This is a genomic window from Sporolituus thermophilus DSM 23256 (genome assembly GCF_900102435.1).
GTDB lineage: Bacteria > Bacillota > Negativicutes > Sporomusales > Thermosinaceae > Thermosinus > Thermosinus thermophilus.
The window spans coordinates 21,496-35,432 of the sequence record NZ_FNBU01000029.1; the positions used below are offsets into that span (position 1 = coordinate 21,496).

Below are 13,937 nucleotides of genomic sequence, written 5' to 3' on the forward strand. Positions count from 1 at the left end.
CATATCAAAGGCAGCATTTCGTCCTGAATTTTGCTAACTAATTTTTATCATTAGCCATTGAAAACCCGCCGGCATAGTAGGGAGACAAAACGCAAAAAATATTGACACTTAACCAAAAATGCTATATATTGATTTTGAAACATATTTCAAAAACACGAAAGGAGCGCCATGGGTCGTCCACACAAAGAACGCCGCATCGAACAACTCCCACCCGTTACCCACTACAAACCTGCCGGTGTACCGCTCAGAAATATCACTGAAGAAATGGTAATAACGGTTGAAGAAATGGAAGCCATGCGCCTGGCTGACATCGAACAGCTTGACCAGGCAACCGCTGCCGAACGCATGGACATATCACCCGCCACTTTCAACCGGCTTTTAAGCAGTGCACACAAAAAAATTGCGACTGCGCTCTGGCAAGGTTATGCCTTACGCATCGAAGGCGGCAATTTCCGCATTGCCGGCCAACGTCCGTCGGGCCGTTTTGTCTGTCAGGCATGCGGCCACCAATGGGCGGCTCCGCGCGGCCACGGACATTGCGGACGCCATACAACTTGTCCGGCCTGTCTGTCGCCAAACGTCAGCCGTCAACAATAATCTTTTTTTAACTTTATTATGAAATATATTTCATAAAATAACGAAAGGAGGTGAATACTATGCCTGGCAGCGATGGAACCGGTCCTTTTGGCACCGGCCCGCTTGGCCGCGGTTTGGGCGGCTGTCTGGGGGCTATTACCGCCTTCGGCCGTGGCATAGGCCGCGGGTTAGGCTTTGGCCGTGGCATGGGCCGCGGCTGCGGCATGGGCTTGGGGGGTTGCCGCGGCATGGGCCGCGTGGCCGCCAGCACCCAGGGAGCGTCGGCCATGATGAGCGCCGAACAACTGCAAATGATGGCCGACCAGCTGGAAAAGCGGGCAGCTTACCTACGCAGCCTGACCAACAAATCCACTCAAGAAACGGCGGAAGAAAATAAATAATCTTCTGCCGTTTAGCGGAGGTATTGATGTGATTATCAGTATTGCCAGCGGCAAGGGAGGGACTGGCAAGACCTCCCTTGCCCTCCTTCTTGCCAGCGTCCGCCCCGGCGTAACCGTCGCCGATTGCGACGTGGAAGAGCCCAACTGCCATTTGCTCTTATCTCCCGCGTGGCAGGACAATGACACCAATATCAGCGTAATGACCCCGGTGCTTGATGTCGGCCGTTGCACTGGCTGCGGCCGCTGCAGCGAAGTCTGCTTGTTTAATGCTATTGCTATCGCTGGCGGCAAGGCGGTAATCTTTGACGAACTTTGCCACAGCTGCGGCGGTTGCCTCCTTGCCTGCCCCACATCCGCCCTGACTGAAGGTACGAAAACCATTGGCGTCATCAACTCCGGGATGGCTTCCGTCTTCCCCGGCGTCCAGTTGGTAAGCGGCCACCTGCGAGTAGGCGCGCCTAGTGCCACACCGCTCATTAAAGCGGTAAAAAAAGCATTAGCCGCACAGGCCGGCGACATCATTGTCGATTGTCCGCCCGGCACCGCTTGTGCGATGGTAGCGGCGGTAGCTGGCAGCGACGTGTGTTTGCTGGTCACCGAACCCACTCCGTTTGGCCGCCATGATCTGGAACTGGCGATTGGTATTGTCCGTCTGCTTAACTTGCCAGCTGGAGTTATTATCAACAAAAGCGATCCGACCGCCGACCACATCATCGAGGATTTGTGCCGCGAACACGCGCTGCCAGTTATCGCCAAGCTGCCATATAGCCCGGATTTCGCCCGCCACTACGCGGCTGGCCGGATTAGTCAGGAATTTGCCGCCATCGCCAGCCAAATTTGGGACTGGCTTGCGGCCGCGAAGGAGGCATCCGCATGCAAGAACTTGTCATCGTAAGCGGCAAGGGCGGTACCGGCAAAACCAGCATCGCGGCGGCACTAGCCTATCTGGCTCCGCACAAAGTCATTGCCGACTGCGACGTTGACGCCGCTAACTTTCATCTTATTGCCGGCGCCGCCGAGCGGGAAGCGCATGGGTTTACCGCCGGGTTTGAGCCAGAAATTGACCAAACACGCTGCACGAACTGCGGTGTGTGCACCCGTCTGTGCCGGTTTGACGCCATCACCAGCGGCACGCTCTCATCGCCGCTAGACTGTGAGGGCTGCGGCGTGTGCGCCTTCAACTGTCCCCAGCACGCCATTGCCATGCGGGAAAAAGAAGCTGGCCATTGGTTTATCGCCGATACCCGCCTGGGCCTGCTCGTGCATGCTAAGTTGGGGCTGGCGGTGGAAAACTCGGGCAAACTGGTAAGTAAGGTTCGCCAAGAAGCGAAAAAACTCGCTACCGCTCATAAATATCCGTTAATCATCACCGACGGTCCGCCTGGTATCGGCTGCCCGGCGATCGCGGCCATTTCCGGCGCCAGTCTGGTCTTAGCCGTTGTGGAGCCCACGCTGCCCAGCCGGCATGATCTCAAGCGGCTGGCCAGCCTGGTTAAACATTTTCAGTTGCCGCTTGCCGTTTGTATCAACAAAAGCGACTTGCATACAGAAAACACCAATGCCATCGCTGCCTGGTGCGCCGATGCCGCTATCCCCGTCGTTGGCCGCATCCCCTACAGCGATGCGTTCCGGACAGCGGTAAACCAAGGCAAAACCGTCATGGACACTGACGATACCAGCGTAAAAGAACCGCTAACGTCCATGTGGCGCAATCTGGCAGCAATGCTGGGTATAGCCGACAGGAGCAACACGTCGTTTTTTTGGTCGCGCTGGCTAAGCAAATTTAAACAATGGTGAAAGTGAGGGGTATATGATGAAAATCGCCGTTACTGCCCATGGCCAAGACCAAAATGCAACCGTTGACAGCCGCTTTGGGCGAGCGAACTATTTTGTCGTTTATGATCAAATAGCAGGCAGCTGGTCATACCACGACAATACCCAAAACCTGGAGACTGCCCACGGCGCCGGCATTCAGGCGGCGCAAAACCTCATAAAAACCGGCGCACAAGTCCTGATTACCGGCAATGTTGGGCCAAAAGCCTTTAAAGTGCTGTCAACCGGCGGCGTCAAAATTTATTCGGTCGGCAATGCCTCATCTACTGTCAGCGAGGCAATTAAGCTGTTTAACGCCGGTGAGCTTCCTGAAATCGCCGCGCCCAATGCGCTGGAAATCAAAAAATAAAGTAGAGTGAAAGGGGAAAATATTATGTCGTTAGAAAAAACAGAAAAAATTGCTGTCCCGACCGCCGGGGGTAAACTTTGCGCCCATTTTGGCCATTGCGAACAATTTACCTTTTTCACGATCAGTGACGGAAAAGTAATTGCCCAAGAAACGTTGACCCCGCCGCCGCATGCTCCCGGCATCATCCCAAATTGGCTGGCCGGCCAGGGATGCAGCCTGCTGCTGGCCGGCGGCATTGGTGAAACCGCTCAACAAATTCTCACGCAAAGAGGCGTTAAAGTATTATGCGGCGCACCGTCGGCACCGCCCGAAGAAGTTGTCAGTCTTTATCTCGAAGGTAAGCTGACTAATAAACATAATGTCTGCGATCACGGCCACCATGGTCATGGCTGCGGCCATTAGAATTAAAATAAATTAGCCACCAATAGTTTTCCCGCCAGAGGCTATTAGCTTGCCGCGCGCACATAAAATACCCCGACGAGACTTTGCCGTCCCACCGGGGTATTGTTTTTTTACAGGATCTTGCTTAAAAACTGCTTGGTCCGGTCGTTTTACGGATTGGTAAAGAAGGCGCCGGCGGCGGCTTTCAATCCGCAATGCGCTTTTCGCCGGTAATGGCCTGGATGGGCCGGATATCCTGGGTCACTTCCAGCGTGCCCAGGTATTCGCCCTTTTCGTCGCGCACGGCATAGTAGCGGATCAGCACATACTTGCCGGCAAAGTGTAGCCAAAAGTCCTCGTGGTCCTTGCGGCCGCTTTTGAAGTCGTCCACCAGCTTCTCGACAATGTGGACGCTGGCCGGCGGGTGGCAGTTTTCGACCCGCCGACCGATAACCGTGCGGGTGCGGGCAAAAATGCGCTCTTGGGTCGCGGAAAAAAACTTGACGACATCGTTTTTGTCGACAAAGGTTATGTCTACCGGGAGGTGGGTAAAAATCCGCTCAATTTCCTGCGGCGTCAGCATGCCGGTCGAAAAACGAATATGGTCCCGGCTGCCGCTATCGGCGATCGTCTCCCGGTCCTGCACACTCTCCCGCACCGGCTTCCAGCCTTGGGCCGGTTCGATAAGACAATAGCCGATTTCATCGCTATCCACCAGGATTTGCTGCCATTCGTCCTCGGCCAGCGTCTCCAGCGCCATGGGAAAGAGGATTTTTTCTTCCTTGAAAATCATCTCTTTGAGATGGTGAACCGCCTCTTCCACTTTGGCAATCAGTTCATCCTTGCGGTCGGGCCGGAAGTTTACGGCCACCGCTTTGGCGGCCTTCAAGCGCTGCCGGTTTTCGTCGTCCACGCCCCACATCACTTTGGGCGGACCGGTAATTTCATATTTCTCTAGATAGGGAAAGAGCAGGTTTTCCTTGCGGCTGTAGTGTTTGTCCACATCCCCCAGGAGGTTTAGCTTCTCCGCCAGTTTAAGAGCTAACGGCCCGGCGGCCTCGGCCGGAGTGCGGCGTAGTTCGTCCACTAGCGGAGCGATTTCAGTGTCCATCACCTTTTCCAGGGCCCGGTTCTCTTCCTTAAAGGTATGAACCGGGTGGCCCGGCGCCGTTTCCGGTTCGGCCGACCGCTTTAGTGCGTCGCGAAAGACAGCGGCATGAACATCGCATAGCCGCTGCACTTCTTCGATTGGCAGCCCTTCATTGATAAGCGACTGCTCAATGAGGGACAACTCGCCCGGTGCCAGGTTCCGCACCAGTTTATCGAAACGGGCCTTGACCTCTTCCACCGGCCGGCCGGCATGGAGATCCATAATAATCTCGCGGATGGCTTGTTTGCGGTATTCGCGGTTGTTGATCAGCTCACTCATGACGACTCCTCCCTGGTTTAGCCCTGCGGTATCAACTACAGTGTATCCATAATTTCGACCATTCATGGGCAGCAGCGGTTCGGTAAATTTATCCACGGCGAACTAAGTCGCGGCATTCTCAGCGACCGGAAAAGCAATCCGGGTAAAAAACGCCACAGCATAAAAAAGACTCCTTGCCATCGCAAAGAGTCTTCATTCTGCCGTTAGTTGGCCGCTTCCGACGAAGGCATTGCCTCGGTCTCTTCTTCCTCCTCGGCCCGCAGGTGCGCCAGATACCGCTCGGTCTCGCTGACGACAACACCGGACAAGCCCAGCAGGGCGACCAGGTTTGGCAGCGCCATTAGCCCATTGACAATGTCGGCAATAAGCCAGATGGCCTCGAGTTTAATAAACGCGCCGGCCGCCACCAGGGCAATGAATGTCCAGCGGTATGGCTTAATACCCTTAACGCCGAACAGATACTCGCAGCAACGTTCGCCATAATAGTTCCAGCCGAGAATAGTCGTAAAGGCAAACAGCACCAGGCCCACGGTGAGAACATAAGGACCGGCCACCGGGAAGGCGGCGGCAAATGCCTGCTGCGTCAACGCGGCGCCCTTGAGGCCGCCGTTCCAGGCGCCGGTGACAATCAGGACCAGCCCGGTCATAGTACAAATAATAATGGTATCGATGAAAGTACCGGTCATGGAAATAAGCCCTTGTTCCGCCGGCCACTTGGTCTTGGCCGCCGCGGCGGCAATCGGGGCGCTGCCCAGGCCCGACTCGTTGGAGAACACGCCGCGGGCCACGCCGCTCCTAATGGCCATCATGACCGTGGCGCCGAGAAAGCCGCCGGTTGCCGCCGTGCCGGTAAAGGCGTTGGTAATTACCAGCTGCATGGCTTCCGGCAGCCGGTCGGCAAACACGGCCAGCACGCCTATACACGTCGCTACATAGAACACGGCCATAAACGGTACGATTTTGGTGGAAACATTGGCGATGCTTTGCAGACCGCCTAAGGTAATAAGGGCCACCAGCAAGGTAATAATCCCGGCCGTAATGGGCACAGGCACGCCGAAAGCCAGTTGTACGCTGTCAACGATGGCATTGACCTGGGGAAAAGTGCCGATGCCAAAGAAGGCGACCAAAACGCCGCTGGCCGCGAACAGCACGGCAAGGGGACGGTAGCGCATGCCAAGCCCCTTCTCGATGTAGTGCATCGGACCGCCGGCGATTTCCCCGTTGGCATCGACGGACCGGAACTTCACGGCCAGCAGCCCCTCGGCATATTTGGTGGCCATGCCAAAAAAGGCGGCCACCCACATCCAAAAGAGCGCTCCCGGTCCGCCGCCATAAATGGCCGTCGCCACGCCGATAATGTTCCCGGTGCCGACCGTAGCCGCCAAAGCGGTACACAAGGCGCCGAAGCTGTTGACATCACCGTCGCCGTCGTTTTTGGCGGAAAAAATGAGCCTGAGCGCCAAAGGCAGCCGCACAACCTGCAAAAGCCGCAACCGAATGGTCAGCAGTATGCCGGTGCCGACAAGCAAGATAAGCAGCGGCGGCCCCCACACAAAACTATCAATTTCATCCAGTAATTTTAGCCAATCCATTGTCACCATCTCCTTTTATCGTAGAAAAATAAAAAGAGCCAAATCCTGCGATTTGACTCTGGTGACAAGACGCGATGAAAATGCAAATGCCAAACGACCGGTCAGTTTGGCCTGCCGTGCGTCTCTGTCCTTTTGCCTGAGAGATTTAGCGGACAGCCGCAGCTGTTCGCATTGCCCCTTCGGCGCCCTTTTGCAGGGTCTCTCCAGAGTCCCGTCCGCTAACGGTTCCCGCTTTTAAAAAAGCGCCTGAGAGTTTTACTCCTTCGGCGGGCCTTACGGCCGCTCTTCCGTTTAGCATCATCCGGCAGTATTTAGTTATTCAGATAACAAGTATTATTCTAGTGGACAATTGTCCAAAAATCAATAGCAACCCCTGTTTTCCCAAAATTCAGTTTTACATCTCTACCCATGGCGTGTAAGCCCCAGACAGCTATTCCGGCAGGCTGGCAAGGTGCTGCTTTACCCGCGCCCGCAGTTCATCCTCATCAATCCCGAAATCGGCTTCGTCTTCCGCGTCATCAAGGGCAAACATCTCGTTTTCCATGCTAACTTGGTCAAAAATCTCATACTCTTCGTCGGTAAGCTTATCCTCCACTTCATCGTAGGCCTCGTCGAATGCTTCGACATAATCGGCGGCATCCATTTCGCGTGCCAGGAAGGACAGGCAAAGCGCTTTTAATCGTTGTGCTTCAGTGGTCATTGGCAACATCTCCTTCAGGGTTTTTGTCTGGGACCAAGCTTTTTCCCTTTAATTATTTCCCAAAGACGCCTTATAATGCTTAACTGTACAAGCAAGGCTACTCTTATCGACATTTCAACAAAGAAGCCGCCTTTTCCTATCGTCCTTTGGCGCAATGAGCCCAAACATCTTTTACTGGACGTAAATATTGGCTAAACGACAGGTACCGGGATTTTGCGGCTACGGCAATATTTCACGCCGCATTAATTGTTTTTACAGAAAAAGGAACCAGGCAAATCGGCGTAGAAATCAAAAATAACTTCATTAAATATTGTTCGGTTATAAGGGGAGGAATATTTACGTTTTTTAAACCCTTCCATCTCGAAGAAGCGACAATAAGCGACGTACATCAAGCGTACTTGTCGGGTAACTTAACCGCAGTAGAACTGATCCAATGGTATTTGCGGCGGATTGACGCTTACGACAAGCAGGGTCCGAAGTTAAACTCCGTCATTTACATTAACCCCAAAGCGTTAGAAGAAGCAGCCGCACTGGACGCAAAACTGGCAACTGCCGGCAAACTTGCCGGCCCCCTGCACGGCATCCCGGTCCTGCTCAAAGATAATGTCAACACTAAAGACATGCCGACCTCGGCCGGGTCGTTAAGCCTTGAGGGCTACGTGCCGCCTGAGGATGCGTCCATTACCAAAAAGCTGCGTAACGCCGGCGCAATTATTCTCGCGAAAGTAAACCTCCATGAATTTGCCATATGGGGCGAAACCATCAGCTCTATTCTCGGCCAAACGTTGAACCCTTATGACTTGAACCGCACCCCCGGCGGTTCGAGCGGCGGAACGGGGGCGGCGCTTGCCGCTAACTTCGGCCTGCTCGGCCTCGGTACTGACACGGTAAACTCCATCCGTTCCCCCGCGTCCGCCAACAACATCGTCGGCATCCGCCCCACCCTCGGGCTAATAAGCCGCGCCGGCGTAGTCCCCTATTCTTTTACCCAGGACGTCGTTGGCCCGATGGCGCGCACCGTTGCCGACGCAACGAAAATGCTCAATGTATTGGTCGGTTATGACCCGGCGGACGAAGCTACCGCCTGGAGCATTGGCAATGCCGAAAAAGACTATACTGTCCATTTGCACGCAAGCGGCCTGCAAGGCAAGCGCATTGGCATCCTGCGCAGCTTTTTCGGCAAAGACCCGGTTCATGCGGAAGTAAACAAAGTTGCCAACCGGGCGGTTGAAGAGCTAAAATCATTTGGTGCGACCGTCGTAGACCTTGACACTCCTGACCTTGATGCGGGGAAAATCGCCGCCGAAATCAGTGTGCATCTCTATGACCTCAAACCTCACCTCAACGCTTACCTTTCCGCTCCGAACGCCAATACGCCCGTAAAATCGCTTGAAGAGATCATTAAATCCGGCAAGTATCACCCCGGCATCGACGCCAACCTTAAACAGGCCCAAGCGCTGGAACATGACGACCAATACCGCATTCGCCTGCTTAAACGCGCTGCCCTACAGCAGCGGGTAATGAAAATCATGGCCGATAATAATTTGGATGCCATAATGTTCCCCCACCAAAAGCGGCTGGTCGTTCCCACCGGCGGCCATGTGCAGGTCGACCGCAACGGCAGCCTCGGCGCGGTCACCGGCTTTCCTTCCATCGTCGTCCCCGGCGGCTTCTCCCCGCCGACTGAAACCGCCAAAATCGGCGTCCCGATCGGCATCGAATTTCTCGGCCGTCCTTGGAGCGAAGGAATACTTATCGAAATCGCCTACGGCTACGAACAAGGCGCCAGACACCGCAAACCGCCGCTAACCACCCCGCCGCTGCCTGGGGAACCGTAGGTTGTACCGCCTATTTGGCGGTTTTTTCTTACTCTGCTTGTAACCAAGTTCTTGCCTGGTCAAACTGCTACTATATAATATCTCCATGATGTCCTCAAGGGCACTACGAAAATGTTGGCGCCGCTCTTGGCATACTAACCGGTAAAACTTATAATTTAATGTAAAAATCCGCGGAGGTATTCTGCATGTTCGGATTAAATAAGGAAATCGCCCTTGTTGTTTTCAGCGGGGGACAGGACAGCACTACCTGTCTGTTTTGGGCCATGAAACATTTCAAGGGGGTTGAAGCGGTCACGTTTGATTACGGGCAGCGGCACCGGGCAGAAATTGAATGCGCGCAAAAAATCGCCGCCGAACAAGGTATTTCACATACCATTCTCGACCTGTCTTTATTAAACCAGCTTGCGCCCAGCGCGTTGACGCGCAAGGATATTGAGGTCCGGGTCGGGGAAAACGGCAGTCTGCCGACAACTTTCGTGCCGGGACGCAATCTCTTGTTTTTATCGTTTGCCGCCGTGCTCGCCCGCCAAAAAAACATCCGGCATATCGTTACCGGGGTCTGTGAAACCGATTTCAGCGGCTATCCTGACTGCCGGGACGCATTTATCAAATCGCTTAATGTTACTATCCAGCTGGCAATGGACTACCAGTTTGTCATCCATACACCCTTAATGTGGCTTAATAAAGCGGAAACCTGGCAGCTGGCCGACGAACTCGGGGTACTGGATTATATCCGCACCAACACGCTTACATGTTATCACGGCGTTATCGGCGACGGCTGCGGCCAATGTCCGGCGTGCCGGTTGCGCGCCGCCGGGCTGGCAGCATACTTAGAGCAGAAAGGAAGGACGAAATAATGCGCCAGCCTACCGTGCGTACCACCAAAATCTTTACGTTTGACGCCGCCCATTTCCTGCCCGGCCATCAGGGCAAATGCGCCAATATGCACGGCCACACCTACCGGTTGGAGGTAACGGTGGAAAGAAAAGCCGGCGGCGTCGCCTCAGGCGGGCCGGAAGACGGCATGGTCATCGATTTTGGCCGGCTGAACGCAATAATTAAAGAACAGATTATCGAAAAGCTTGATCATAAAATATTGAACGAATGTTTCCCGTTCCGCCCTACGTCGGAAAATATGGCCCTGTACATCTTTGATTATCTGAACACCGCCCTTGCAAGCGACGACGTTAAGGTCGTCCGGGTTGTTTTGTGGGAGACCCCTACCTCATATGCGGAGGTTTCGGTATGAGCGCGGTAGTTTACCCGGTCATTGAAATATTTGAAAGCATTCAGGGGGAAGGCACGCATATGGGAATGCCGGCAGCCTTCATCCGGCTGGCCGGCTGCAACCTGCGGTGCAAATGGTGCGATACCGCGAACGCTTTTGATCTCAAAAACGCAACATACCTCGCGCCCTCCCACATTGTCGCCAAAATAAAGCAAAAGCTGGTGGTAATTACCGGCGGCGAGCCGACGCTCCATGACCTTAAACCGCTTGTCGCCGCACTACATGAACGCGGCAAATATGTTGCCGTGGAAACAAACGGCACCAACCCCATTCCCGAGGAATGGGGCATTGACTGGATTACCGCTTCGCCCAAGCCGGGCAGCGGCTATCTGCTGGCCTGTCAGGCGGACGAGCTCAAGTATGTCGTCGATGACGAGTTTACCCTCGACTGCGTTGCCTATGACGCCGTCCCGCCCGGCCGCATCTTCTTGCAGGTGGAAAGCGGGCGGAAAGAATCGGCGCAAAAAGCGTTCGCCCTGGTCATGAAAAATCCCGAGCGCGGGCTGCGGCTCGGGATCCAACTGCATAAAATATTGGGAGTGGAATGAGCAGAGCCCAGCTTAGCGCAAGGCGGCCAAGTGCTGCGCCACCCTTTCTCGTAGCTCTTCTTCGTCCAGCGTGAAATCGGCGTCGTACTCTCCGTCATTAGCACCGGCCATCTCGTTTTCTTCACTAATCTGGTCAAAGATCTCGTATTCCTCGTCGCTGAGCGCGTCCTCAACCTCCGCGTAGGTTTCGGCGAACGCTTCGAGATAGTCGAAAATGTCGATTTCTCGGTTCAGGAAATCCAGGCATAACGCCTTAAGTTTTTCGGCTGCGGCAGTCATTAAGAGCATCTCCTTCTGGAAAAGTGGAAATCGGTAAGCGGAAAGTAACAACGTCAGTTTAAGATTGGCTACTAGTAACAAACATTTGATACTCGTTTTCTTTAAAGCCGAAGACAACAGTTTGGCCATCGGTCACTATGGGCCGCACCATGATGGTAGGGTTGGCCTGTAATAGGTTGACAATCTCAGCTTCGCCCATAACGGCAAGATCTGGTTTGAGCTTTTTGTACCCTTGGCTTTTCGTGTTTACCAGCCGCGCCAGTTCCACGCCGCCGCGCTCGGCCAATTGCCTGAGTTCTTTCTCGGTCGGCGGTTCTTTGGCAATATTGCGGAAGACAAACTCCACACCCTGCTGTGAAAGCCACGCTTTCGCCCTCCGGCAGGTTTGTCAGTTGGGCACGCAATAAAAAGTAAGCATTTTGCTCAACTCCTTTGGGTTTTATGCCAATCCCGTGCTTTTATTTTGCCATAAACCGGCATAAAATTAAACTTAAAGGTGGTGTCGGTAATGAACTGGTTTGACTTTATCTTCCGCATATTTGTTTTCTGTATTTCATTACCGTTTGGCGCTGTTTTCGCCCTTATCCCAGCGGCTTTTGGCGGCGAAATTCTCAGCCAAATCGGAATACCTCTAGACTGGGGCAGATGGATAATTGGCATCATTGCGACCTTATGGTTTTGTTTGTATATGCAAGCACAAATCTTTCCGTCCGAAGCGGAAATCGAAGAATTAATCAAAAACCCGGAAAAACTCGAGACAGACCATCAAGCACGACAAACAAATGCCAGCCCCCTGATCTGGTTTTTGCTCGGCTACTGGTTTAGCAAAAAGTAAAATATCACTATCAGCCATAGCGAAACTGCATACTACCTAAATATATTCAAAGCAATAAGAGTGACAAACGCTGCCGCGATTATGAGTGCAGTCGACATAAAAAAATACTTGGCAATGCCGACGATTATATCAAACATGGCACCCCACCTCATACTTATTGGGCGCAGCTGCCATCAGCCGGGCAGGCTAGCTAAGCCCGCTCCGGTATCGGCTCGTCACAGGCAGCCGGTTCTTTCATAAATAAGGCCAATACAAAAGCCGCCACCGGCAACACCGTCAAAACGTCAAATACAATTGGCAAACCGTAACTGTCGGCCACCCGGCCCAAAGCCAGCACCCCCATCGCACCCAGCCCTACGCTGAACCCGATGGTTAGCCCCGAGGCCATGCCCACGTTGCCGGGGAGCATGTTCTGAGCCAACACCAGGCTGCTGGCAAACGCCGCCGACAACAGCGCACTGGCAACAACCAAGACGACAAACACAATCCAGCCTTCTACCGACTTAAACATAAACAGTAATACCGACACCGGCAGAATCGACCAGACCATGACTCGTTTGCTGCCCAAACGGTCACTCAAGATGCCGCCAAACAACGTCCCCACCGCCCCACCGGCAAGATATACGGTAAGCAGCGAACTGGCATAGAGCGGATCGCCATGCAAAAACGAAACATAGTAGAGAGGCAAGAAAGTGCTTATCCCAGCGGTGACTGTCGCCCGCAGAAAAACAATCCCCAAAATGATCAGTACCGGCGAGCTAACGGCCGCCTTGAGGCCACCGGCAACCGCTACCCGGTCCGGCGACTGGCGCGGTAGCAGTTTGGTTAGCCTATATAGCAATACGGCCAAAACGATAAACGGTAACAGATACAGGAGCAAGCGGTCGGCACGGTCATCGGCCAATAAAAAGGCCATAAATAGCGACCCGACGGCAAATCCGGCGTTGCCGCCAACGGCAAACAGACTTACTCCCTTTCCTTTGGCTGCGCCACTCAGGCGATTGGCACTTTTGGCCCCCTCGGGGTGAAACGCTGCCACCCCAAAGCCACAAAGCGCAGTAAAAGTGAGTACCAACCAATAAGCCGGCGCCAGCAGCGAAGCCACCATGGCCGCCCCAGAAAGGAAACAGCCGGCCGGCATCAGCCAGGGCCGGGATTTGCGGTCGGTAAAATATCCGAATAGCGGCTGACTGACCGACGAAGTTAAATTTTGCACCAGCGCAATGGCACTTACCTGCGCATAGCTCAAACCAAATTTGGCTTTAAAATACGGCAATGCTACCAATAATGCACCTTGTGACAGATCGGTAACTCCGTGAGCAGCAGATAAAAGAAAAAGCGGCCACATCGACACACCACCTCCAGGATTTTACAAACGGTAACGATATTATAAGCCTGGAGCAAGTAGCTGTCAATGCATCCCCTCACCTCATGTCCCTAAAACTGCCATAACCTTCACCGATTGCACCCTTCAGCGAGTCGGGGGGCGGCTTCTTTAGCACCCATTTCAATCAGGTTCTGCATGAAGTAATGCCCGACCATCTCATGGATAAGCGTTGATGGATCGGCTGTTTCAAACAGCGTTATTACGGCGCGGCCTTCTTCGTTCCAATGGATTGAACCCTTGGGACTATTGTTAGTGTAAAATTACTGTAGGATTTTTGAGGAAGAAAAAAGAAGAAGACATCACCATCCTTCGACGGGATGAGTAATCCAAAAAGATTACCCAGGGGTGATGTCTTCATGACAGTATTTATTCGATATATCAAAGAGGTTATCCTTTCGAAGTTGGAAGAAGACGAGAAAGAATTTGAGCGTTTATTGTATGAGATGGATTTTCAGAAATTTGAGCGGCTGTTACAAAATAAACTACATGACGTAGGGCGCA

16 protein-coding genes, 1 pseudogene and 1 riboswitch are annotated in these 13,937 nt (G+C 53.5%); of the genes and pseudogenes, 11 read left to right on the plus strand and 6 right to left on the minus strand.

The window, feature by feature from the left end; translation table 11 throughout:
• Window positions 1–168: 168 nt before the first annotated feature.
• The 6 genes from BLQ99_RS13340 to BLQ99_RS13365 are packed head-to-tail and all read left to right on the plus strand — an operon-like array spanning window position 169 to window position 3,561.
• Window positions 169–597, plus strand: a complete 429-nt coding sequence (locus tag BLQ99_RS13340) for a DUF134 domain-containing protein (protein ID WP_093691787.1) — start codon at window positions 169–171, stop codon at window positions 595–597.
• Between the two features lie 59 nt (window positions 598–656).
• On the plus strand, window positions 657–977 hold the full coding sequence (locus tag BLQ99_RS13345) for a DUF5320 family protein (protein WP_093691789.1): 321 nt from the start codon (window positions 657–659) through the stop codon (window positions 975–977).
• Between the two features lie 28 nt (window positions 978–1,005).
• A complete protein-coding gene (locus tag BLQ99_RS13350; protein ID WP_093691791.1) occupies window positions 1,006–1,872 on the plus strand; it encodes a nucleotide-binding protein in 867 nt (288 codons plus the stop codon).
• Window positions 1,851–2,774, plus strand: a complete 924-nt coding sequence (locus tag BLQ99_RS13355; protein ID WP_093691793.1) for an ATP-binding protein — start codon at window positions 1,851–1,853, stop codon at window positions 2,772–2,774. Before BLQ99_RS13350 ends, BLQ99_RS13355 begins: the two co-directional genes overlap by 22 nt.
• 13 nt (window positions 2,775–2,787) lie before the next feature.
• Window positions 2,788–3,159 (plus strand): NifB/NifX family molybdenum-iron cluster-binding protein, encoded by a 372-nt coding sequence (locus BLQ99_RS13360; RefSeq protein ID WP_245690495.1) that lies wholly within the window; start codon window positions 2,788–2,790, stop codon window positions 3,157–3,159.
• A gap of 24 nt (window positions 3,160–3,183) precedes the next feature.
• Window positions 3,184–3,561, plus strand: a complete 378-nt coding sequence (locus tag BLQ99_RS13365) for a NifB/NifX family molybdenum-iron cluster-binding protein (protein WP_093691797.1) — start codon at window positions 3,184–3,186, stop codon at window positions 3,559–3,561.
• Between the two features lie 184 nt (window positions 3,562–3,745).
• On the opposite strand, the gene BLQ99_RS13370 is transcribed toward BLQ99_RS13365, so the two are convergent.
• The 3 genes from BLQ99_RS13370 to BLQ99_RS13380 form a co-directional block, all read right to left on the minus strand.
• Window positions 3,746–4,969 (minus strand): DUF438 domain-containing protein, encoded by a 1,224-nt coding sequence (locus BLQ99_RS13370; RefSeq protein ID WP_093691799.1) that lies wholly within the window; start codon window positions 4,967–4,969, stop codon window positions 3,746–3,748.
• 203 nt (window positions 4,970–5,172) lie between these two features.
• Window positions 5,173–6,561, minus strand: coding sequence for an alanine/glycine:cation symporter family protein (locus tag BLQ99_RS13375; protein ID WP_093691801.1), 1,389 nt, complete (start codon window positions 6,559–6,561; stop codon window positions 5,173–5,175).
• 114 nt (window positions 6,562–6,675) lie between these two features.
• Window positions 6,676–6,778, minus strand: a riboswitch (glycine riboswitch).
• Between the two features lie 213 nt (window positions 6,779–6,991).
• Window positions 6,992–7,261, minus strand: a complete 270-nt coding sequence (locus BLQ99_RS13380; RefSeq protein ID WP_171904690.1) for a colicin immunity domain-containing protein — start codon at window positions 7,259–7,261, stop codon at window positions 6,992–6,994.
• A gap of 398 nt (window positions 7,262–7,659) precedes the next feature.
• Here BLQ99_RS13380 and BLQ99_RS13385 point away from each other — a divergent pair, with 398 nt between their 5' ends.
• The 4 genes from BLQ99_RS13385 to BLQ99_RS13400 all read left to right on the plus strand — a co-directional run bounded on the left by BLQ99_RS13385 (window position 7,660) and on the right by BLQ99_RS13400 (window position 10,935).
• Window positions 7,660–9,099 (plus strand): amidase family protein, encoded by a 1,440-nt coding sequence (locus BLQ99_RS13385; protein ID WP_245690497.1) that lies wholly within the window; start codon window positions 7,660–7,662, stop codon window positions 9,097–9,099.
• A gap of 185 nt (window positions 9,100–9,284) precedes the next feature.
• Window positions 9,285–9,956, plus strand: coding sequence for a 7-cyano-7-deazaguanine synthase QueC (gene queC, locus BLQ99_RS13390; protein WP_093691807.1), 672 nt, complete (start codon window positions 9,285–9,287; stop codon window positions 9,954–9,956).
• On the plus strand, window positions 9,956–10,348 hold the full coding sequence (gene queD, locus BLQ99_RS13395) for a 6-carboxytetrahydropterin synthase QueD (protein WP_216093673.1): 393 nt from the start codon (window positions 9,956–9,958) through the stop codon (window positions 10,346–10,348). The genes queC and queD overlap by 1 nt, the downstream gene beginning before the upstream one ends.
• Entirely contained in the window at window positions 10,345–10,935 is a 591-nt protein-coding gene (locus BLQ99_RS13400; protein WP_093691809.1) for a 7-carboxy-7-deazaguanine synthase QueE, read from the plus strand. Before queD ends, BLQ99_RS13400 begins: the two co-directional genes overlap by 4 nt.
• 12 nt (window positions 10,936–10,947) lie before the next feature.
• On the opposite strand, the gene BLQ99_RS13405 is transcribed toward BLQ99_RS13400, so the two are convergent.
• Together BLQ99_RS13405 and BLQ99_RS13410 are read right to left on the minus strand one after the other, a co-directional pair.
• The gene (locus tag BLQ99_RS13405) at window positions 10,948–11,214 is read right to left on the minus strand and encodes a hypothetical protein (protein WP_171904691.1); all 267 of its coding nucleotides are present in this window, start codon (window positions 11,212–11,214) and stop codon (window positions 10,948–10,950) included.
• Between the two features lie 58 nt (window positions 11,215–11,272).
• Window positions 11,273–11,590: pseudogene (locus BLQ99_RS13410) on the minus strand (arsenate reductase family protein); the annotation flags it as partial.
• Window positions 11,591–11,722: 132 nt separating this feature from the next.
• On the opposite strand from BLQ99_RS13410, the gene BLQ99_RS13415 reads away from it, so the two are divergent.
• Complete coding sequence (locus BLQ99_RS13415) at window positions 11,723–12,049, plus strand: hypothetical protein (protein WP_093691815.1); 327 nt, start codon at window positions 11,723–11,725, stop codon at window positions 12,047–12,049.
• Between the two features lie 190 nt (window positions 12,050–12,239).
• Here BLQ99_RS13415 and BLQ99_RS13420 read toward each other — a convergent pair whose 3' ends face one another.
• A complete protein-coding gene (locus BLQ99_RS13420) occupies window positions 12,240–13,397 on the minus strand; it encodes an MFS transporter (RefSeq protein WP_093691817.1) in 1,158 nt (385 codons plus the stop codon).
• Window positions 13,398–13,937: the final 540 nt, after the last annotated feature.

Excerpts from the sequence above, each read along its gene's own strand:
- BLQ99_RS13340 (WP_093691787.1), top strand. The coding sequence starts at position 169 with ATGGGTCGTCCACACAAAGAACGCCGCATCGAACAACTCCCACCCGTT.
- BLQ99_RS13345 (WP_093691789.1), top strand. The coding sequence starts at position 657 with ATGCCTGGCAGCGATGGAACCGGTCCTTTTGGCACCGGCCCGCTTGGC.
- BLQ99_RS13355 (WP_093691793.1), top strand. The coding sequence starts at position 1,851 with ATGCAAGAACTTGTCATCGTAAGCGGCAAGGGCGGTACCGGCAAAACC.
- BLQ99_RS13360 (WP_245690495.1), top strand. The coding sequence starts at position 2,788 with ATGATGAAAATCGCCGTTACTGCCCATGGCCAAGACCAAAATGCAACC.
- BLQ99_RS13365 (WP_093691797.1), top strand. The coding sequence starts at position 3,184 with ATGTCGTTAGAAAAAACAGAAAAAATTGCTGTCCCGACCGCCGGGGGT.
- BLQ99_RS13370 (WP_093691799.1), bottom strand. The coding sequence starts at position 4,969 with ATGAGTGAGCTGATCAACAACCGCGAATACCGCAAACAAGCCATCCGC.
- BLQ99_RS13375 (WP_093691801.1), bottom strand. The coding sequence starts at position 6,561 with ATGGATTGGCTAAAATTACTGGATGAAATTGATAGTTTTGTGTGGGGG.
- BLQ99_RS13380 (WP_171904690.1), bottom strand. The coding sequence starts at position 7,261 with ATGACCACTGAAGCACAACGATTAAAAGCGCTTTGCCTGTCCTTCCTG.
- queC (WP_093691807.1), top strand. The coding sequence starts at position 9,285 with ATGTTCGGATTAAATAAGGAAATCGCCCTTGTTGTTTTCAGCGGGGGA.
- queD (WP_216093673.1), top strand. The coding sequence starts at position 9,956 with ATGCGCCAGCCTACCGTGCGTACCACCAAAATCTTTACGTTTGACGCC.
- BLQ99_RS13400 (WP_093691809.1), top strand. The coding sequence starts at position 10,345 with ATGAGCGCGGTAGTTTACCCGGTCATTGAAATATTTGAAAGCATTCAG.
- BLQ99_RS13405 (WP_171904691.1), bottom strand. The coding sequence starts at position 11,214 with ATGACTGCCGCAGCCGAAAAACTTAAGGCGTTATGCCTGGATTTCCTG.
- BLQ99_RS13415 (WP_093691815.1), top strand. The coding sequence starts at position 11,723 with ATGAACTGGTTTGACTTTATCTTCCGCATATTTGTTTTCTGTATTTCA.
- BLQ99_RS13420 (WP_093691817.1), bottom strand. The coding sequence starts at position 13,397 with ATGTGGCCGCTTTTTCTTTTATCTGCTGCTCACGGAGTTACCGATCTG.